Source organism: Rhizobium sp. BK399, from assembly GCF_014194695.1.
Taxonomy (GTDB): Bacteria; Pseudomonadota; Alphaproteobacteria; order Rhizobiales; family Rhizobiaceae; genus Rhizobium.
Genome location: NZ_JACIAH010000006.1, coordinates 268,717 through 289,740, shown reverse-complemented (window position 1 = coordinate 289,740; position 21,024 = coordinate 268,717). Strand labels below are relative to the sequence as shown.

Here is a 21,024-nt window from a genome sequence, read left to right as displayed (position 1 = left end):
ATCGATTTGGCTGCTTCTATACGAAGCGCCCGTCTTTTGAAAGACCGCTGCAGTGCTGGCAATGCGTCACTCGCCGGACGGCTTGTCGTCCGGTACCGGGCCGATGTCGGGCAGCGCCTCGTCGGACGTCGCGGCAGGCATCACCGCCATAGGCGCAACCGCGGGCGCGCCGGGAGCACCGGGAGCACCGGGAGCACCGCCGAACGTCGCGGCCTGGATAGAGTCGACGGACGGCGCTGCGAGAACCGCGGCACAGGCGTTCGGAAGGTCGGAAACCATCACTTCGCGCGGCTTGACCGGCTTCGTGCCGGGCTTCGGTGGCTTCGGCGGCGCCCAGGGTTCCTTGGTGAACCACCATGCCAGCGGCTTTCCGCATCCGTCGTCAGTTGGCACCGGCGCTTGCGGCTTGCAGGCGGTTGAGCCCGGTGGGCACTTGATGCGGATGTGGAAGTGCGAATCGTGGCCGTAGATCGGGCGCAGCTTGCCAAGATTGGTGCGGTCTCCCGTCCAGGTATCGCACATCTTCTTCTTGATGGCTGGATTGACGAAAATCCGCTCCACCTGCGGATAGCTCGCCGCACGCATCAACAGCCTGGCGCGCGATTCGGTCCAGACGTTGGGGTTGATTGTCAGGAACGCGTTCTTCTGCAGCATCGTCGTGAAGGGCAGCGTTTCGCGTTCTTCGATGCTGAGTGGGTGAGCGGGCATCGGCGTCAGCCAGATGTCGGCATCAAGTCCGATCTGGTGTGACGCATGACCGTTGAACATCGGTCCACCGCGCGGCTGCGAGATGTCGCCGACGAGCAGACCAGGCCATCCGTCATACTTTGCCGCATCGCGAGACAGCCGCTCCAAGAGCGAGATCATGGCGGGATTGCCCCAGCGGCGATTGCGCGAAAGCCGCATGGTTTGCCACGTGGGTCCATCGACCGGCAACGCGACGGCGCCGGACATGCAGCCTTTGGCATAGAAGCCATAAGGCTGAGCTGTTCCCTGGTTCGGCAGGGAAACGGAGCCGAAAATCGCCTTGGCGCTGCCGGGACTCGGTTGCTTCTGCTCGGCACCGACTTCGCCGGCAACAAGGCTTGTGCCAAGCAGGCCGGCGAACGCCAATTTCAAAAATGTCTGGAAAGTCCTGGTGGTATGGAAAGCCATGCCATGTCCTGAGCGTCTGCGGCGCAAGGCCGAGTGATTTGCAATCGAATCTACCGTGAAAAGCAATTTTGGTGAATCGATGTTTTGCACAGCAGGGAATGAGCCAGGCTTGCCCGAGCAACAAATGGTCACGATCTCGCGAGCCAGACAAAAACTCCCACATCACCTGTTTTTCGCCTGCTTTTCGCCTATTGTCGGCGAAAGCAGAAAAACAATCGGGGTTGGCGAATGGCGCTTACGTGGTCGAAACTTGCTGTGGTCTTTTCTCTTCTCGGCACAATAGCGTTGCCCGTGCAGGCCGTTGCCCAGGAGCCAAATTTCCGCATCGGCAGTTCCGTCATCAGCGAGCTGAAATACAAGCCGGGCTTCAAACATTTCGACTACGTCAATCCGGATGCGCCGAAGGGCGGTAATCTCAGGTTATCGGCATCCGGCACCTACGACACGTTCAACCCGCTGCTTTCTAAGGGCCAAACAGCGGTCGGCCTGACGCTGCCGTTCGAGACGCTGATGAAATCGGCGGACGACGAGCTGCTCGCCTCCTACGGGCTGCTTGCGGAAGGGCTTTCCTATCCCGACGACGTCTCGAGCGCGACGTTCCGGCTGCGCGCCGAGGCGAAGTGGGCGGATGGCAAGCCCGTCACGCCTGAGGACGTGATCTTCAGCTTCGACAAGGTCAAGGAGCTCAACCCGCTCGCTTCCAACTACTACAAGCATGTGGTCAAGGCCGAGAAATCGGGCGAGCGCGACGTGACCTTCACCTTCGACGAGAAGAACAACAAGGAGCTTCCCAATATCCTAGGTCAGCTCGTGGTGGTGCCGAAGCACTGGTGGGAAGGCACGGGGGCCGACGGCAAGCCGCGCGATATCGCCAAGACGACGCTGGAACCGGTCATGGGCTCCGGGCCTTACAAGATCGCCGCATTCTCGGCAGGGGCGACGATCCGCTACGAGCTGCGCGACGACTATTGGGGCAAGGACCTCAACGTGAATGTCGGGCAGAACAATTTCGGCTCGATCACCTACACCTACTATGCCGACCGTGACGTTGAGTTCGAAGCCTTCCGCGCCGGCAACAGCGACTTCTGGCAGGAGACTCTCGCCGCGCGCTGGGCGACCGGCTATGATTTCCCCGCCGTCAAGGAAGGCCGCGTGAAGAAAGAGGACGTGCCGAACGCACTGCGCGCCACCGGCATCATGCAGGCCATGGTGCTGAACACCCGCCGTGACACGTTCAAGGACGAGAAGGTGCGCGAGGCGCTGAATTACGGTTTCGATTTCGAGGAACTGAACCGCACTGTCGCCTTCAATAGCTACAAGCGCATCGACAGCTATTTCTGGAATACCGAGCTTGCTTCCTCCGGCCTACCCCAGGGGCGCGAGCTCGAAATCCTCACCGGCCTCAAGGACAAGCTCTCGCCTTCGATTTTCACCACGACCTATTCAAACCCTGTCGGCGGCGACCCGCAGAAGAGCCGCGATAACCTGCGCACCGCGATCAAGCTGCTGAAGGAAGCCGGCTGGGAGATCAAGGGCAACCGCATGGTCAACACGCAGACCGGCAAGCCGATGAGCTTCGAGATCCTGCTGTCGAGCCCGATCTTCGAGCGCTGGGCCGTGCCCTATGCCAACAACCTCAAGAAGATCGGCATCGATGTGCGGGTGCGCACCGTCGACGCCTCGCAATATACCAATCGCGTGCGCAGCTTCGACTACGACATGATCTGGAACGTGTGGGCCGAGACGATGAACCCCGGCAACGAACAGGCGGACTACTGGGGTTCCGGCTCCTCCAACCAGCAGGGCTCGCGCAACTATGCCGGCATTTCAGACCCAGCAATCGACGCGCTGATCCGCATGGTGATCTTCGCGCCTGATCGAGACGAGCAGGTGGCGGCGATCAAGGCGCTCGACCGCGTGCTGTTGGCGGGCCACTACGTAGTACCGCTGTTCTACCGCGATACGCAGTCGATCACCTACTGGAACACGATCACCCGGCCGGCCGAATATCCGACCTACTCGACCGGTTTCCCTGATGTCTGGTGGTCGTCTTCCGCCAAGAAATGAGCGGACTTGCATTGGCCTGACGGCTGGGCTCCAAATGGGCCAACCGAATCACTTCGGACATGATCAGTGCCGGGACTGACCGGCAAAGGAAGGTTGACGATTGAGCGGCGTTAGACTGGACAGCCTACGACAGAAACCCCCGGAGGCCGCTCGCTGATGGGAGCCTATATCCTTCGCCGCCTGCTTCTGATGATCCCGACCATTATCGGCATCATGGCTATCTCATTCACCGTCATCCAGTTCGCGCCGGGCGGTCCGGTCGAGCAGGTAATTGCGCAGCTGACCGGCGATGCGCAAGGCGCCGACTCGCGGCTTTCAGGCGGTGGCGGCGATCTTCTCGGCGGCGGTGGCCTCGACGAAGGCGGCTCGAAGTACCGCGGCGCGCAGGGGCTTGATCCTGAACTGATCAAGAAGCTCGAAAAGCAGTTCGGCTTCGACAAGCCGCCGCTGACGCGCTTCGGCGAGATGATGTGGAACTACATCCGCTTCGACTTCGGCGAGAGCTTCTTCCGCAACACCACGGTTCTCGAACTGATCAAGGAAAAATTGCCGGTTTCCGCCTCGCTCGGCATCTGGATCATGATCTTTTCCTACGGTATCTCGATCCCGCTCGGCATCCGCAAGGCGGTCAAGGACGGCTCGACCTTCGACGTCTGGACCTCGGGTATCATCATCATTGGCTACGCCGTCCCGAGCTTCCTGTTCGGTATCCTGCTGATCGTGCTCTTTGCCGGCGGATCCTTCTATGACTGGTTCCCGCTGCGTGGCCTCGTCTCCGACAATTTCGACCAGCTCGCCTGGTGGCAGAAGCCGCTCGACTACTTCTGGCACCTGACGCTGCCGCTGATCTCGCTTTCGCTGGCCGCCTTTGCAACGACAACGCTGCTGACCAAGAACTCCTTCATCGAGGAGATCAAGAAGCAATATGTGGTGACAGCGCGGGCGAAGGGGCTGAACGAACGGCAGGTGCTTTACGGCCATGTGTTCCGCAACGCCATGCTGATCATCATCGCCGGTTTCCCCGGCGCCTTCATCTCCGCCTTCTTCACCGGCTCGCTGCTGATCGAGAACATCTTCTCGCTCGATGGGCTGGGGCGGCTCGGCTATCTCTCAGTGGTCAACCGCGACTACCCGATCGTCTTTGCGACCCTTTACATCTTCTCGCTGCTCGGCCTGTTCGTCAGCCTGGTTTCCGACCTGATCTACACATGGATCGATCCGCGCATCGACTTCGAGCGGAGGGATGTGTGATGGACACCGCCGCCAATCCGACGACCGCAACGCCGGTCAAGCCGCCGCGCAAGGGGCTGCTGTCGCCGACCAACATCAGGCGCTGGAAGAACTTCAAGGCCAACCGGCGCGGCTACTGGTCCTTGTGGCTGTTCCTCGTGCTGTTCGTGCTCAGCCTGTTTGCCGAGTTCATCGCCAACGACCGGCCGATCATCGCCTCCTACAAGGGCGAGATCCTGTTCCCTGTGCTGGTCAACTACCCCGAGGAGAAGTTCGGCGGGTTTCTGGCGGAAACCGATTACCGCTCCGACGTGATCTCGGACGAGATCAATGCCAACGGCTGGATGATCTGGCCGCCGATCCACTACTCCTATCGGTCCGTCAACTCGAACATCCCGCATTCGGCGCCGACGGCGCCCTTCTGGATGATGAGCAAGGAGGAGCGCTGCTCCGGATATCCGCAGGGTGCTTCCGATCCCGGCTGCAACTTCGGCAACCTCAATTGGCTCGGCACGGACGATCAGGCGCGTGACGTGCTTGCCCGCGTCATCTACGGCTTCCGCATCTCCGTGCTCTTCGGCCTGGTACTGACGATCTGCTCGGCCGTCATTGGCGTCACCGCCGGTGCGATCCAGGGCTATTTCGGCGGCTGGACGGACCTCTTACTGCAGCGCTTCATCGAGATCTGGTCGTCGATGCCGGTGCTCTACATTCTGCTGATTATCGCGGCGATCCTGCCGCCCGGCTTCTTCGTGCTGCTTGGGATCATGCTGCTCTTCTCCTGGGTCGGCTTCGTCGGCGTCGTACGCGCCGAGTTCCTGCGGGCGCGCAATTTCGAGTATGTCAGAGCGGCGAGAGCGCTGGGCGTCGGCAACAGGACGATCATGTGGCGGCATCTTCTGCCGAACGCGATGGTGGCGACGCTGACTTTCCTGCCGTTCATCCTGTCGGGCTCGATCACCACGCTGACCTCGCTCGACTTCCTCGGCTTCGGCATGCCGCCGGGCTCGCCGTCGCTCGGCGAGATGATCGCACAGGGCAAGGCCAACCTGCAGGCGCCGTGGCTCGGACTGACCGCGTTCTTCACCATGTCGATCATGCTGTCGCTGTTGATCTTCATCGGCGAGGCGGTTCGTGACGCATTCGATCCCAGGAAGACGTTTCAATGAGTGACGCTGCCGAAACACTGCTGTCCGTTCGCGATCTTTCGGTGGCATTCCACCAGGGCGGCGATACATCGCTGGCTGTCGATCACGTTTCTTTCGATATCCGCAAGGGCGAGGTCGTGGCGCTGGTCGGGGAGTCCGGTTCGGGCAAGTCGGTCTCCGCCAACTCGATCCTGCGGCTGCTCCCCTACCCCGCGGCCAGCCATCCCTCCGGCGAAATCCTGTTCAAGGGCAAGGACCTCCTGAAGGCATCCGACAAGGCGTTGCGCGAGGTGCGCGGCAACGACATCACGATGATCTTCCAGGAGCCGATGACATCGCTCAACCCGCTGCACACGATCGAAAAGCAGATCGCAGAGATTCTCGAGCTGCACCAGGGCGTGACCGGTCAGGCGGCACGCACCAAGGTACTCGAACTGCTGAACCAGGTCGGCATCCGCGAGCCGGAAAAGCGGCTGAAAGCCTATCCGCACGAGCTTTCCGGCGGCCAGCGGCAACGCGTGATGATCGCCATGGCGCTCGCCAACCGACCGGAGCTTTTGATCGCCGACGAGCCGACGACCGCGCTCGACGTCACCGTGCAGGCGCAGATCCTCGAATTGCTGCGGCAGCTGAAGGGTCAGCATGGCATGTCCATGCTGTTCATCACCCACGACCTCGGCATCGTGCGCAAGTTCGCCGATCGGGTCTGCGTCATGACCAAAGGCAAGATCGTCGAGACCGGCACGGTGGAAGAAGTCTTCCGCAATCCGAAGCATGAGTACACGCGGCATCTGCTCGCCTCCGAGCCGCGCGGTGAACCACCGGTTGCCGATTCCTCGAAGCCGATCGTGATGCAGGGATCCGACATCCGCGTCTGGTTCCCGATCAAGGCCGGGCTGATGCGCAAGGTCGTCGATCATGTGAAGGCCGTCGACGGCATCGACCTGCAGCTGCGCGCTGGCCAGACGCTCGGCGTCGTCGGTGAATCCGGTTCCGGCAAGACGACGCTCGGCCTCGCGCTGACACGGCTGATCTCCTCGCAGGGCCGGATCAGCTTCGTCGGCGAGGATATAGCCAGCTATTCATTTACGGAAATGCGACCGCTGCGAAACCAGCTGCAGGTCGTGTTCCAGGATCCGTATGGCTCGCTCAGCCCGCGCATGTCGGTCGGCGACATCATTGCCGAGGGTCTGAAGGTGCATGAGCGGTCGCTCTCCTATGAAGAGCGCGACAGCCGGGTCTGCTGGGCGCTGGAGGAGGTCGGGCTCGATCCGCTGACCCGTTGGCGCTATCCGCACGAATTCTCCGGCGGGCAGCGCCAGCGCATCGCCATAGCCCGCGCCATGGTACTGAAACCACGCTTCGTGATGCTGGACGAGCCGACCTCGGCGCTCGACATGAGCGTCCAGGCGCAAGTCGTCGATCTCCTGCGAGATCTGCAGAAGAAGCACGATCTCGCCTACCTCTTCATCAGCCACGACCTGAAGGTGGTGAAGGCGCTGGCAAACGACGTCATCGTCATGCGCTTCGGCAAGGTCGTTGAACAGGGATCGTCCGCCGATATCTTCGGTGCGCCGAAGGATGACTATACCAAGGCGCTGATGGCTGCCGCCTTCAACATCGAGGCGGTGCCGACGCCCGCCGTCCAACAGTAAAGACGATCATGTCCGCAAGACCGCCCATTCTCGTCGATCTCAAGTTCGACCCCGAAACCGTTGCCCGCATCCTGAAAACGGCCTTTGCGGATCGCGGCAGCATCAACCTCGCCGATCCCGCCAACAAGGATCGCGACCTGACCGGCATCGACTATGCGCTGCTCTGGAAGCCGGACGCGGATCTTTTCAGCCGCGCGCCCAATCTGAAGGTCATCTTCTCCGGTGGCGCCGGCGTCGACAGCTTCATGAACCTGCCGGGGCTGCCCGACGTCCCGATCATTCGCTTCTCCGACCGCAGCCTGACGACGCGAATGAGCGAATGGGTGGTGATGCAGTGCCTCATGCATCTCCGCCAGCAGCATCAGCACGACAAGGATCAGCGGGCGCGCATCTGGGGCAAGCTGGTTCCGCCCGAGGCCGCCGAAATCACCGTCGGCATCATGGGCCTTGGCGTGCTCGGCCAGGATGCAGCGTACAAGCTGAAGGTCATGGGCTTCAATGTCATCGGCTGGTCGCGCAGCCGCAAGGAGATCGACGGCGTCGAAACCTACAATTCCAGCCAGCTCGATGAATTCCTCTCCAAGACCGATTTCCTCGTCGGCCTGCTGCCGCTGACACCGGAGACGACAGGCTTCTACAATGCCGCGCTATTTTCGAAGCTGCGGCAGGGTGGTGCGCTCGGCAAGCCTGTGTTCATCAATGCAGGCCGCGGCAAGAGCCAGGTGCAATCGGACATCGTCGCCGCGATTAAGGGCGGCGTGCTCGGCGGCGCGTCGATCGACGTCTTCGCAGTCGAGCCGCTTGCCTCCGACGATCCGCTCTGGGGGCTCGAAAACGTGTTCATCACGCCGCACGATGCGGCAGTTTCCGATGAGACAGCGCTCTTCCGCCACGTCGAGCGCCAGATCGCCCGCTACGAGGGCGGCGAGCCGCTGCAATTCGTCGTCGATCGGCAGATGGGTTACTAAGCGCCGGAACCATGCTGCTTTCCGTTCGTTTTTCTCCGAGGTGAGGTGGCGAGCCGATGACGGCTTGCGCGACATCGGAAGGAGGCAAGCATGGCTCAGCAGACGGAAACGCGCTGGGAAGAAGCGGACGGCAAGCTTCATGCCGAGGAGACGATTTCACCTGTGAAGGCAAAACACGGCCGGACGGGAACCCGGATTCTCATGGTCCTGATCGTCGCGCTGGTGCTCGCCTTCATCGTATGGATTCCCGTCGAAATCTGGGGCAAGAAAGAGTCCGCGGATGTCGCTCCCCAGCAGCCAGGACAGCAGATCCAGTCGCAGCAATTAGCACCGACACCATCGCCCTCGCTGCAAAACGGCAATGCGGTGCCGACCGAGACACCGACTCAGCCGCCAGCCTCGAACACGGCGCCGGCAACGCCCAAGCCTCCTGCACAATAGGAGCGGGCGGGTCAAGGCGGTCACTACCACGCATCCTGTCGGACCGCCGGCAGGGTGCTTTTCTGTTTGCGCTGGACTTTACCGGCTGATTTTTCGATAAGAAAAGCACACGAGCCGGTTTTCGTGCGCCGGTCGGCGCACCTTACCCGGCTTGGGAATGGGCGGAGTACATGGCCAAGACTGATATCGCGCGGCGCGTCTACAATCACACCTGGAAGCTCGATCCGATTGTTCGCAGCCTGATCGACACGGACTTCTATAAGCTGCTGATGCTGCAGATGATCTGGAAGCTCTACCCTGAGGTCAACGCCACCTTCACGCTCATAAACCGCACCAAGCGCGTGCTTTTGGCCGAAGAGATCGACGAGGGCGAACTGCGCGAGCAGCTCGACCATGCCCGCACCCTGCGTCTCTCCAAGAAGGAAACGATCTGGCTCGCTGGTAACAGCTTCTACGGCCGCGCGCAGATTTTCGAGCCTGAGTTCCTTGCCTGGCTCTCGCATTTCCAGCTGCCGGAATACGAACTGTCGAAACGTGACGGGCAGTACGTGCTCGACTTCCATGGATCGTGGAAGGACACGACCATGTGGGAAATCCCAGCGCTCGCCATCATCAACGAGCTGCGGTCGCGCTCCGCCATGAAAGCGCTTGGACCGTTTACGCTCGATGTGCTTTATGCCCGCGCGAAAGCGCGGATGTGGGAAAAGGTGGAGCGGCTGCGCGAATTGCCTGGCCTGCGGATCTCCGACTTCGGTACGCGCCGCCGCCACAGCTTCCTTTGGCAGCGCTGGTGCGTCGAGGCCTTGAAGGAAGGCATCGGGCCTGCCTTCACCGGTACCAGCAACGTGCTGCTCGCCATGGATTCAGATCTCGAAGCGGTCGGCACGAACGCCCACGAGCTGCCGATGGTGGCCGCGGCCCTTGCCCAGACCGAAAAGGAACTGCACAACGCACCCTACAAGGTGCTGCGGGACTGGAACAAGCTCTATGGCGGCAACCTGCTGATCGTGTTGCCGGATGCGTTCGGAACGGCAGCGTTCCTGCGCGACGCGCCCGAATGGGTCGCCGATTGGACGGGCTTCCGACCTGACAGCGCACCGCCCGTCGAAGGCGGCGAGAAGATCATCGAATGGTGGAAGAAGATGGGCCGCGATCCGCGCCAGAAGCTGCTTATTTTCTCGGATGGCCTCGATGTCGACGCGATCATCCACACCTACAAGCACTTCGAAGGCAAGGTGCGGATGAGTTTCGGCTGGGGCACCAACCTCACCAACGACTTCGCCGGCTGCGCGCCGACTGAGATCTCCGGGCTCAATCCCATCTCCATCGTCTGCAAGGTCATTGACGCCAACGGCCGCCCGGCCGTGAAGCTATCGGACAATCCGCAGAAGGCAACCGGCGACCCGGCGGAGGTTCAACGCTATCTGAAGTTCTTCGGTACGGAGGATCGCGTCGATCAGGCGGTATTTGTGTAGGCGCTAAGCGCGAGTCTTCCGCGCAGATCCCCGGGACATATTTTACGGCGGAGGACGGCTCGACACCCGATCCGACTTGCTACCCGGTGTTGCATTGGTTGAACCGCAGGACCCAATCGGCTGCGCAGATTTCCTGGCCGTTCGAGGACCCGCCATCCCGTGCAAACGCCGACCCTTGCTGCCGAGAAGTCTGCAGCGTCCCCGCTGATTGGTACGCCTTGGACGGAGACCAAATCGCAATCCGGTCTGCCAGGCCCAATGATGATCTTTTTGCCGAAAGGCAAACTCCTTATCGACTCTTGCTGGGAAACCTACGCTCTCAGGTCATGGAAACAGCCGTCGGCCAACGAGATTTCATGGGATGAGGACGGCGCGATCATACTGGCCAAGATCAAGACGATCTCTACTGATAGGCTCACTCTTCAAATCTCCGCGGTGAAGGATCTCGTCGAGCGCAGTTATGCCGCCGTCAAGGCTCCCTATGTCTGCCCCGACATGAAGCGGTAGCTTGAGCCGCTAGCCCTGAAAAGCAGACGGCAAAACGCGGTCTGGCAAAATGGGGCGCCAATCCCCATCTATGGCCCAAGAAATGGTCGCAGATGTCTGTGCCCATTGTTTGACTGGAAAGGACGTTTCCAATGACTGTAGAGCGTGCGGTACTGGCGGGCGGTTGCTTCTGGGGCATGCAGGACCTCATCAGGCGGCTCCCTGGCGTCGTATCCACTCGCGTGGGCTATACCGGTGGCGAGGTCGCCAATGCGACCTACCGGAATCATGGCAACCACGCCGAGGCGATCGAGATCCTGTTCGACCCGGCGAAGACCAGCTACCGCGACATCCTCGAATTCTTCTTCCAGATCCATGATCCGACGACAATGAACCGGCAAGGTAACGATATCGGCGCCAGCTACCGATCGGCGATCTTCTACGCCGACGACGCTCAGCAAGCGAACGCCGAGGACACCATTGCCGACGTCGATGCCTCCGGCCTGTGGCCCGGAAAGGTCGTCACGGAAGTTGTTCCGGTCAGCGACTTCTGGGAAGCGGAGCCTGAACATCAGGACTATCTGGAACGCATTCCCAATGGCTACACCTGCCACTTCGTGCGGCCTGGCTGGAAACTGCCGAAACGAGCCCGCAGCACGGCCGCCGGATAACAGGGCGCTAGCTTGCCCGCGTGGCGTTCGAGCGCGTACTGACAAGAGGCCTTGCTGTTGGAGCAGGGCCTCTTGGTTTCAGGCGAATGGCTGGGGACAACAGCCGCTAACGCCGCCTCCACAGCGAATGATCCGTTCGTACCAACAATCGCCGGTCACGGTTGGTATACGTTACAGCCGCATCGTCCATAAGGGGTGCTTGAGTTCCTTTCCCAAAGCGCTACATTCGACTTACGGAATTCGCCTTCGATAGGCTGACCACGGAGGTACTGGCAGCCCATGGTCGCGGCGGATTGAGGAAGGTCGGCACGATATCGTTCCGACCTTTTTCCTTATGGCGGCTCGTCTGAAGGCTGCCGTCACTCCACCCTACGTCGTTGCTTTGCGAGGTGCAGCGTCAGTACTCGCGAAAAGCTGGCTCAGACAATCGACCAGGAAATGCGGGCTGAAACACGGATGCTAGGCGCAAGCTTGCCGCTAGGCAGCTGAAATGACGCAATCCTCGGAAAGCCAAATGGCGGACAGAGAGGCCGCTTTGACGTCCATCTCATCGCATCTCAGGTAAGCTAGTTTCATATTGATTTAATTGATGTTTTTTCGATTTCTCGGGCATCCACAACCTCATGCAGTATCATTCCATCCCATCGAATTTCGGCTCTTGTGGCGGGCCAGATGGCGGGCTAGGAAAGGTTCAACTAACCTGTGATGGCCTGCAAAAAAATGCTCAGTGATGCCAAAGCCCGGAAGCTGAAACCGAACGCCAAACCTGTTCTCGATGGGATGATCGTCGGCCTCTATCTCGTCCCCAGCGGCACGGCCGGCAGCGGAAAATGGATCCTGCGTTTCGTGTCGCCGACAAGCGGAAAGCGTCGTGAGATGGGTCTTGGCAGTTATCCGACGACCACGATCAGAGACGCCAGAACCAAGGCCTTTGAGGCTAGAGGTGTGATCGATAACGGAAGAGATCCGCTTGACGCTCGCAGGGACCGGGATCGGGCGAGAGCCCGGCTGGCGGCAGTCCCGACTTTCGAGAAAGCGGCGCGACTGCACCACGCTGACAAGGCCGAGGGCTTCCGTAACCGGAAGCATATCGATCAATGGATCAACACGCTGGAGCAGTATGTCTTTCCCAGAATCGGAAAGAAATTGGTCAACGCACTCGGTCCCGCCGACTTTGCGGCTTGCCTTAAACCAATCTGGCTTTTGAAGCCGGACACTGCCTCACGCATCAAACAGCGCTGCGATGCAGTGATGAACTGGGCCGCTGCCAGCGGATACATCGTTGCGAGCCCTGTGGGCGTCGTCGATAAGCTTCTGCCCAAGCAACCAGGCAAACGAGAACGTGTCGCGCATCAGCCTGCCCTTCCATGGCGGGATTTACCGAGCTTCTTCTCCGATATCCTTCATCCGCGAATGCCAAACGCGACCCGCGACATGCTGGAGTTGCTGATCCTGACCGCCTCCCGTTCGGGCGAACTCCGTCAGATGCAATGGAACGAGATCGACTTTTCCAACGCGATTTGGACGGTGCCTGCGGCACGCATGAAAGCCAAGGTCATTCACCGCGTGCCGCTTACCCCGAGGGGCATCGAGATCCTTGAAAGCCGACTTGAGAGCTCGGAAACCGGCGAAGGGCTGGTATTCCCTTCTCGAAACAACACGCCGATCGGCGATATGGCACTCACCAAGTTTCTGCGGGACAATGAGGTTATGAGCGATACGCCAGGGCGCATCGCTACCGCTCATGGCTTCCGCTCAAGCTTTAGAGATTGGGCATCTGAGAACGGATACTCCCGTGATGTTGCGGAGCGCGCGCTCGCCCATACGGTCAAGAATGCTGTCGAAGCTGCTTACCATCGCACAGACCTTATCGAGCAACGGCGCTCCATGATGTTCGCGTGGGAGGCTTTCTGCCTAGGAAAGTGACGGCTGCAATCCATTTGCGCAGAGGCAGCATTAGAAGAAGCTTGCCATGTCAGATTATGGAACTTAGCAGCCGCCGATCTTCGGACTAGGCGTCCGGTAGCTTGGAACGATGGTGACTGTCCTAGCGTCGTCATCGACACTGTCGTCTCGGCGGGCGATAAGATAACCAAGCCGGTTCTGGATGGTCCCTCTAGAATAATCGCAGTGGGGCGCGCCGTACACTGCTACCGGCCATTTCCAATCCTAGACTTGAAGTTGTCAGAACGTCGATGACAACAACGGCAAAAATCCGAACCACTGACTCGGAGCTTGATATGGCGCTCTTAAGACAGCCGATCGTGATTTTTTCTAAATTACCTAATAAATTCAATGGTATAAAATTTCGAATTGTAGCGCTGCAACGCAAAAAAACGAGTGGGTTCAGGAGGGATGCTGTTGATGCTTAAATATAACCGACAAAGTGAAGCGATCGTCGTTGTTGCTACTTAGTCAATATCCACGGCAGATAGACAAGTGGTTCATTGAAAGGGAGCATTCTGGCATGACATAAAGCGCAAAATGTGCTTTAGGCTTTCGGCATTGGTGGGTTGCGAAGGGAAATGCATGCTGGACTCGGGGCCGCTTAGCAACGAAATGTCACTAGACGTCGTGGGCGAACCGGCACCGCAGGCTCTTTCACCTATTGTCGTCGATCTTGACGAAACGCTTGTCGTAACCGACACGCTTTACGAGCAGATTGCTGTGGGTTTGTTTACGCGCCCGCTAGCCGTGCTGGGGGCGACGCTTTTCCTTTTAAACGGCCGTGCAGCCCTCAAGGCGGCGCTCGCTCGCCAGATAGATCTTACCCACATTACGCTTCCTATCCGTGAAGATCTTGTTCACTGGCTTCATCAACAGGCGGACCTCGGCCGGGAGCTTCATCTTTGTTCCGCTGCCGCACAGCCCGTCGTCGACATGATGGCGAAGCGGCTCGGCCTCTTTGCCAGCGCGATCGGGTCTGCAGATGCCAATCTCAAGGGAAAGGCGAAGGCTGGTTATCTCAAGCAACGCTTTCCCGACGGTTTCACCTATGTCGGGGACAGCGCCGCCGACATTGCGGTCTGGCGGGAAGCGAGCGGCATCGTGCTTGCCGGCGTTTCGCCATCCGTTGCCAGGACAGCACGCAATCTCGGAAAGCCGGTAGAGGCCGAATTCCGCAACGCTGAGCTTTCGTTCAAGGATCTGTTGAAGGCGCTGCGCGTCCATCACTGGTCGAAGAACGTGCTGATGTTCCTGCCGCTGATCCTCGGGCATGCATGGCATGACATTCCGCTCATCGTCCAGACCGTGCTCGCTTTCATCTGCCTGCTCATGGTCACGTCAGCGACCTATCTCCTGAACGACATGGCTGATCTCAGCGCGGACCGCCAGCACTGGTCGAAGCGCAACCGGGCGCTTGCGAGCGGGCGCATGTCGATCCCGCTCGGTTTCAAGCTTTCCGGCACATTGCTTGTCGTCGCCTTTATCTCGGCGATCATCATTTCGCCCGTTTTCGCCGCGGCGCTCGCGAGCTATCTCGTCATTACCGGATCCTATTCACTCGGCCTGAAACGGGTTCCCCTGCTCGATACTCTGATTATCGGTGTTCTCTTCACCGTCCGCATCGTAATGGGCGTCGTTCTGCTCACGCGACCCAGCCCTGCCTGGCTGCTGACCTTCTCCGTCTTCTTCTTTTTCTCCCTGGCTGTGACCAAGCGGCACACCGAAATCGTACGGGCGGCAGTGACGGGATCGCACAGCCTTGCGAGCCGCGGCTACTGCGTCGAGGATGCGCCGCTGACGCTCACGCTTGGGATCGCGTCGGCGATCGCTTCGCTGGTTGTACTAGTCCTCTTCATCATCGAGGAGATGCTGCCGGCGAACATCTACAGCCATCCGCAGATCTTGGCGGGCATGCCGCTTGTTCTTGCCATATGGCTGGGACGGGTCTGGCTGTTGGCTCATCGCGGGAGGATGAACGACGACCCGGTCAGCTTCGCCCTGCGCGACAGAATCAGCCTAGTGTTGGGCAGCATAGTCGTCCTGCTCTTCCTGGCGGCGCTATGATCCGGTTTTCGCGTTCCAACGACATCCGCTCATGGGGAGGAGTGCTGCGCGCGCCGCACCAAGTGGCCCGCCCGCTGTGGCGCGATGACCTGCCCCGGGCGCTTGTTGCCGCGCGTGACGAAGGGTTACACCTTCTCGCAACGGGCTTGCGCCGCTCCTACAGCGACACGTGCCTCAATCCCGATGGTGCGCTGCTCGAAATGACCTCGCTCGACAGGGCGATCTTCTTCGAACCCGAGTTGCGGATTCTGCGGGCGGAAGCCGGCGTCTCGTTCGATACGCTCCTAAAGATGCTGATAAGGCGGGGGCTCTTCCTGCCTGTGACACCCGGCACACGCTTCGTGACGCTCGGCGGTGCAATCGCCAACGACGTGCATGGCAAGAACCATCATCGCGCCGGCACGCTGGGGCGATGGGTGAAGCGCATCGGCCTGCTGCGATCTGACGGCACGGAACTCGAGCTGACGCCGCAGGACAATACCGGGCTGTTCGCGGCAACGATCGGCGGCCTCGGGCTGACGGGCATCATCACCTGGGCGGAGATCGAGGTGATGAGTATCGGCAGCGCCATCATGGAGGCCGAGAACATCCCCTTCGCCAATCTGGACGAATTCTTCCAGATCGCCCAGGAAAGCGAGGGATACGAGTACACAGTTTCCTGGATCGATTGCCTGGCGAAGGGCAAGGATCTCGGCCGCGGCCTTTTCACGCGCGGAAACCATGCGTCGAAGGGCGCGCGCCTGCCTTCCAATGCCGAACCCAAGTTGACAATGCCGTTGAATTTTCCCGCTTTTATCCTGAATAGGCTGTCGATAGGCGCGTTCAACGGGTTGTACTATTGGAATGGCAAGCGTAAGGCGGGACGTGAAGCGGTGCCGATCCATCCCTTCTTCTATCCCCTAGATGCGATAGGTCACTGGTATCGCATGTACGGCAGGGCAGGCATGTATCAATATCAATCCGTCGTCCCGCCGGAAAACGAAAGGGACGCCACCAAGGCCATGCTGGAAACGATCTCGACTGCTGGGGAAGGATCGTTCCTGGCTGTCCTAAAGACCTTCGGCGACAGACTCTCGCCCGGCATGCTGTCCTTTCCGCGCCCCGGAACGACCCTGGCGCTGGACTTTCCCAATCGCGGAGAAGTCACTCTGCGGCTGATGGGGCGGTTGGACGCGATCGTACGCGAAGCCGGCGGTCGGCTCTATCCGGCCAAGGACGGCAGGATCCCCGCCGATATGTTCCGCGCCGGTTACAGCCAATGGGAAGATTTCGCCCAGCATGTCGACCCCCATTTCCAGTCACATTTCTGGAAGAGGGTGGCGCAATGAACAGGAGTGCGGCAAATTGCGAGTGATTGTTCTCGGCGCGACATCTGCGATCGCAGAGGCAACGACGCGGCTTTACGCGGCCGAAGGCGCCGATCTCCTGCTTGTCGGCCGCCAGGCCGCAAAGCTCTCCTCCATCGCCACAGACCTGACGATACGCGGCGCTCACAGCGCGGAAACGGCCATCCACGATCTTGCCCAAACGCAAGGGATTGAGGCCGCGTTCGGCGATTTCGTCCGGCGACTGGGGGGCGTAGACCACGTTCTCATTGCCTACGGCATTCTCGGCGAACAGGCCGATGCCGAGCGGGACCTGTCCATCGTGGAAGAGATCGCCAGGGTCAATTTCAACTCCGCTGCCGCCTGGAGCCTTGCGGCCGCGTCGGAGTTGGAACGGCAGGGGCGCGGCTCGCTGGTCGTTATCGGCTCGGTAGCTGGCGACCGCGGGCGGCGGGCGAATTTCGTCTATGGCGCAGCCAAGGCAGGCCTTGCAGTACTTGTGGAAGGGATTGCCCACCGCTTTGCCGACCACGGCCCGCGCGCAGTCATCGTCAAGCCGGGGCCGACGATCACACCAATGACGGAAGGCTTCGACCGCAACGGCCCGCTGTGGGCAACCGCCTCGCAAGTCGCCGCTGTCGTTCGTCGCGCGGCCGACCGCGGCGGGCCGGTCGTTTATGCGCCGTGGTTCTGGCGCTACATCATGCTGACCATCCGCGCGATGCCGGCAAGAATATTCAATCGGATGAATATATGACGCAGAAGATCATCATTACCGGAGCGGCAGGCCTTGCTGGCCAAAACCTCATTGCCCGACTAAAGGACAAGCCCGGTCTGAAGATCGTCGGCATCGACAAGCATCCGACCAACACGGCGCTGCTGCGGCGGATGCATCCCGAGATCGAGGTGATCGAAGCCGATCTCGCAAACCCGGGCGCCTGGAGCGAGGCCCTGGCCGGCGCCGATGCGCTCGTCCTCAACCAGGCGCAGATCGGCGGCCTCGTCGAGCGGGAATTCATCGACAACAACGTGACAGCCACGAAATGTATTGTCGCCGCCATGCGCGAGCACAAGACGCCTTACTTCGTCCACATCTCCTCGTCGGTGGTCAATTCCAAGGCTGACGACTTCTACACACGGACCAAGACCACACAAGAGCAATTCATCGACACCGTCGACGACATCCCGCATGTGGTGCTGCGTCCCACGTTGATGTTCGGCTGGTTCGACCGCAAGCATCTCGGCTGGCTGCGTCGCTTCATGGACCGCGCGTCGGTTTTCCCCATTCCGAGCGACGGAAAGTTCATTCGCCAGCCGCTCTATGTCGGCGATTTCGCCGCCATCATCGCCTCCAGCCTGGAGCGCCGCAAGACGGGCACCTACGATATTTCCGGTCTCGAACAGATCCACTACGGCGAGCTGATCGAGGTGATCCACCATATCGTCAAGCCCAAGGCCAGGATCGTGCACATCCCCTACGGTCTGTTCTGGGCGCTGCTTTTCGTCTACGGCAAATTCAGCAAGAACCCGCCGTTCACCACCAGCCAGCTGGAAGCGCTCGTCATCCCCGAAACCTTCCCCGTCATCGACTGGGAGGGCATTTTTGGGATCAAGGCTACGCCGCTGCGCAAGGCGATGACCGAAACCTTCCTCGATCCCCGCTATGCGGGGATCATTCTTGACTTCTGAGGAGAGCATCATGAGTCGTGTCGTCGTCATCGGCGCGGGGCCTATGGGACTGGCCGCGGCCCACAGGGCGGTCAATCTGGGCCATGAAGTCGACCTTGTCGAAGCCGATTCCGTGCCAGGCGGCATGGCTGCGCATTTCGATTTCGGCGGCCTCTCGATCGAGCGTTTCTATCACTTCGTCTGCAAGTCGGATGCACCGACCTTCGCGCTGATGGACGAGCTCGGCATCGGCGACAGGATGCGCTGGAAGGCAACGTCGATGGGCTACTACATGAAGGGAAAGGTGCATCCCTGGGGCGATCCCATATCGCTGCTGACCTTCCCGCATCTGAGCCCGATCGCGAAGCTCCGCACCGGCCTCCAGATGTTCTTCACGACGAAACGCAGGGATTTCGCCTCCATCGAAGCGCTGACGGCGCGACGGTGGCTGGAAGGCGGTTCGGGAAAGGAAGTCTACGATAAAATGTGGAAGCGGCTGATGGAACTGAAGTTCTATGAGCTTTCGGACGACATTTCAGCCTCGTGGATCGCCACTCGCGTCAAGCGCATTGGCAATTCCCGCCGCTCGATATTTCAGGAAGAGCTAGGCTTCATCGACGGCGGCAGCCAGACGCTGGTCGACGCCCTCGTTTCGGACTTTGCCGCGAAGGGTGGCAGGCTTCACCTCTCCTCTCCTGCCGAAAAGGTCGAGACGGCAGAAGGACGCGTTACCGGCGTCACGGCGGGCGGACTTTTCTTTCCGGCAGATGCCGTGATATCGACCGTTCCGACACCGCTGATCTCGAAGCTCGTGCCCGACATGCCGTCAGACTGGCTTCAGAAATATAACGCAATCCGCAACATCGGCGTCGTCTGCCTGCTGTTCAAGCTGAAGAAGTCGGTGACAAAGAATTTCTGGGTCAACATCGTCGATCCCGAGATCGAAATTCCCGGCATCATCGAATTCTCCAATCTGCGACCGGTGAAGGACACCATCGTCTACGTGCCCTACTACATGCCAACGACACAGCCGAAATGGGGCTGGGCGGACCAACAGTTCATCGATGAGGCATTCGGTTACATCAGGCGCATCAATCCGGCCATCGAACCGGGCGATCTAATGGAGGCGACCGTTGGACGGCTGCGCCACGCACAACCGGTCTGCCAACCCAACTTCAGGGAAAAGCTACCGCCGATCGAGACGGCGATATCGGGTTTGCTGATTGCGGATACCTGCTTCTACTATCCGGAGGATAGAGGCGTCGCCGAAAGCATTCGCTATGGGCGGCTGATGGCGGAGACAGTAAATCCCCGATAAGCAATTTCTTCCACTTCAATGAGGGCAATAGATGAGTGATCTTTCAAAAATCTATAAGGATCGTTTCGAACAAACCGGCCTGCTTCGGCGCGATCGTGTGTGGAAGGTGCTGTGCAAACACTTCTTCGATCAAAAGATTCCGCAGAATGCGACTGTACTGGATCTGGCGTGCGGCTATGGAGAGTTCATCAACAACGTGAAGGCGACGCGGAAACTGGCCGTCGACCTTAACCCGGACGCCCCGAAATACTTGAACCCAGAAGTCTCCTTCTGGAATTCGATGGCGACGGATCTGTCTGTTGTTGGCAGAGAGGTTGCCGACGTCGTCTTCACATCGAATTTTCTCGAACATCTACGGGACAAGAAAGAGTGTGATACGGTCCTAACAGCTGTCCGCGAAGTGCTGAAGCCTGGCGGTCGGTTCATCATTATGGGCCCAAATATCCGGTATGCCTATAAGGAATACTGGGACTTCTACGACCATTATCTGCCGCTCTCCCATCTGTCACTGGCGGAGGGCCTTCGGATCGCCGGTTTCCGGATTGAAGAAAATATCCCCCGCTTTATGCCCTATACGATGAACAACAATGCACCGACGAACGATTTCTTCGTGCGCGCTTATCTAAGGATGCCGCTGGCATGGAAACTCTTAGGAAAGCAATTTCTGGTCACGGCCGTAAAGTAAATGATTCATACCCCCCTCGCTCGGTTTCTTGCGGTTGGCGGCGTTTCAGCTGGCCTCAATGTGGCAGCACGTATGGGCTTCAATTTAGTTACTTCGTATGAAGTGGCAATTGTCTTAGCGTTCCCTGTTGCATTGACAGCTGCATTCGTTCTCAATCGCCGATACGTGTTTCAAGCGACTGGGAGCAATCAAAAAGAGCAGTATGTGCGGTTCGCAATCGTCAATCTAATCGCACTGATTCAGGTTTGGCTTGTAAGCGTAGGGTTAGCCAACTGGGTGTTCCCGTTTGTTAAGTATACTTGGCATTCAGAGACGATAGCCCACGGAATCGGCGTTCTTAGTCCAGTGGTAACGAGCTATCTAGCGCACAAACACTTCACCTTCTCGGGATAAAAATCGAAAGCGACTAGATGATTCGTAGGCATCTAAAAGAAACGTGGCCATTTCTGATCATAATTTTCACCGCAACAATGTTATCATTGCGGTCTATATATCTTGTATGCGAGAACTACATTGTACCGCTGTTTTGGGACCAGTGGGACTTTCTTATTGATTTGGCCCGAGATTCGTCTGGTACAATATCAATTGGATATCTCTTCAAGGCTCACAACGAACACGTTATTGCTACGGCTAAAATTCTAGTTATTCTCGACTATTTCTTCTTTAATTTGACAAACGGGCCTCTCGTAATAGTAATCGTCATGTGCGCGGTGCTAACGTC

The 21,024-nt window shown here is 59.3% G+C and carries 18 protein-coding genes; 17 read left to right on the top strand and 1 reads right to left on the bottom strand.

Going from position 1 to position 21,024, the window contains the following annotated elements; genetic code table 11:
* Nucleotides 1–66: 66 nt before the first annotated feature.
* A complete protein-coding gene (gene mepA / locus FHT97_RS15655) occupies nucleotides 67–1,155 on the bottom strand; it encodes a penicillin-insensitive murein endopeptidase (RefSeq protein ID WP_183863436.1) in 1,089 nt (362 codons plus the stop codon).
* A gap of 228 nt (nucleotides 1,156–1,383) precedes the next feature.
* Here mepA and FHT97_RS15650 point away from each other — a divergent pair, with 228 nt between their 5' ends.
* The 17 genes from FHT97_RS15650 (at nucleotide 1,384) to FHT97_RS15570 (ending at nucleotide 20,696) form a co-directional block, all read left to right on the top strand.
* A complete protein-coding gene (locus FHT97_RS15650; protein WP_183863434.1) occupies nucleotides 1,384–3,222 on the top strand; it encodes an extracellular solute-binding protein in 1,839 nt (612 codons plus the stop codon).
* A gap of 156 nt (nucleotides 3,223–3,378) precedes the next feature.
* Nucleotides 3,379–4,473 (top strand): microcin C ABC transporter permease YejB, encoded by a 1,095-nt coding sequence (locus FHT97_RS15645; RefSeq protein ID WP_183863432.1) that lies wholly within the window; start codon nucleotides 3,379–3,381, stop codon nucleotides 4,471–4,473.
* Nucleotides 4,473–5,621 (top strand): ABC transporter permease, encoded by a 1,149-nt coding sequence (locus tag FHT97_RS15640; protein ID WP_183863551.1) that lies wholly within the window; start codon nucleotides 4,473–4,475, stop codon nucleotides 5,619–5,621. The genes FHT97_RS15645 and FHT97_RS15640 overlap by 1 nt, the downstream gene beginning before the upstream one ends.
* Nucleotides 5,618–7,255 carry an ABC transporter ATP-binding protein gene (locus tag FHT97_RS15635; protein WP_183863430.1) on the top strand — a complete coding sequence of 546 codons (1,638 nt, stop codon included), beginning with the start codon at nucleotides 5,618–5,620 and terminating at the stop codon, nucleotides 7,253–7,255. Before FHT97_RS15640 ends, FHT97_RS15635 begins: the two co-directional genes overlap by 4 nt.
* 8 nt (nucleotides 7,256–7,263) lie before the next feature.
* A complete protein-coding gene (locus FHT97_RS15630) occupies nucleotides 7,264–8,223 on the top strand; it encodes a glyoxylate/hydroxypyruvate reductase A (RefSeq protein ID WP_183863428.1) in 960 nt (319 codons plus the stop codon).
* A 90-nt stretch (nucleotides 8,224–8,313) separates the two neighbouring features.
* Entirely contained in the window at nucleotides 8,314–8,664 is a 351-nt protein-coding gene (locus FHT97_RS15625) for a hypothetical protein (protein ID WP_183863426.1), read from the top strand.
* 170 nt (nucleotides 8,665–8,834) lie between these two features.
* Nucleotides 8,835–10,139 (top strand): nicotinate phosphoribosyltransferase, encoded by a 1,305-nt coding sequence (pncB, locus tag FHT97_RS15620; RefSeq protein ID WP_183863424.1) that lies wholly within the window; start codon nucleotides 8,835–8,837, stop codon nucleotides 10,137–10,139.
* Between the two features lie 159 nt (nucleotides 10,140–10,298).
* A complete protein-coding gene (locus FHT97_RS15615; RefSeq protein ID WP_259126368.1) occupies nucleotides 10,299–10,646 on the top strand; it encodes a hypothetical protein in 348 nt (115 codons plus the stop codon).
* 131 nt (nucleotides 10,647–10,777) lie between these two features.
* On the top strand, nucleotides 10,778–11,296 hold the full coding sequence (msrA, locus tag FHT97_RS15610) for a peptide-methionine (S)-S-oxide reductase MsrA (RefSeq protein WP_183863422.1): 519 nt from the start codon (nucleotides 10,778–10,780) through the stop codon (nucleotides 11,294–11,296).
* A 720-nt stretch (nucleotides 11,297–12,016) separates the two neighbouring features.
* A complete protein-coding gene (locus FHT97_RS15605) occupies nucleotides 12,017–13,222 on the top strand; it encodes a site-specific integrase (protein WP_246712647.1) in 1,206 nt (401 codons plus the stop codon).
* 603 nt (nucleotides 13,223–13,825) lie between these two features.
* Nucleotides 13,826–15,307 (top strand): UbiA family prenyltransferase, encoded by a 1,482-nt coding sequence (locus FHT97_RS15600; RefSeq protein WP_183863418.1) that lies wholly within the window; start codon nucleotides 13,826–13,828, stop codon nucleotides 15,305–15,307.
* A complete protein-coding gene (locus FHT97_RS15595; RefSeq protein WP_183863416.1) occupies nucleotides 15,304–16,635 on the top strand; it encodes an FAD-binding oxidoreductase in 1,332 nt (443 codons plus the stop codon). The genes FHT97_RS15600 and FHT97_RS15595 overlap by 4 nt, the downstream gene beginning before the upstream one ends.
* A 22-nt stretch (nucleotides 16,636–16,657) precedes the next feature.
* Nucleotides 16,658–17,389: an SDR family NAD(P)-dependent oxidoreductase gene (locus FHT97_RS15590; protein ID WP_348649622.1), complete on the top strand. Its 732-nt coding sequence runs from the start codon at nucleotides 16,658–16,660 to the stop codon at nucleotides 17,387–17,389.
* Nucleotides 17,386–18,321: an NAD-dependent epimerase/dehydratase family protein gene (locus FHT97_RS15585; protein WP_183863412.1), complete on the top strand. Its 936-nt coding sequence runs from the start codon at nucleotides 17,386–17,388 to the stop codon at nucleotides 18,319–18,321. Before FHT97_RS15590 ends, FHT97_RS15585 begins: the two co-directional genes overlap by 4 nt.
* Before the next feature lie 10 nt (nucleotides 18,322–18,331).
* Nucleotides 18,332–19,618, top strand: coding sequence for an NAD(P)/FAD-dependent oxidoreductase (locus FHT97_RS15580; RefSeq protein WP_183863410.1), 1,287 nt, complete (start codon nucleotides 18,332–18,334; stop codon nucleotides 19,616–19,618).
* Nucleotides 19,619–19,649: 31 nt separating this feature from the next.
* Nucleotides 19,650–20,303: a class I SAM-dependent methyltransferase gene (locus FHT97_RS15575; protein WP_183863407.1), complete on the top strand. Its 654-nt coding sequence runs from the start codon at nucleotides 19,650–19,652 to the stop codon at nucleotides 20,301–20,303.
* Entirely contained in the window at nucleotides 20,304–20,696 is a 393-nt protein-coding gene (locus FHT97_RS15570) for a GtrA family protein (protein ID WP_183863405.1), read from the top strand.
* Nucleotides 20,697–21,024: the final 328 nt, after the last annotated feature.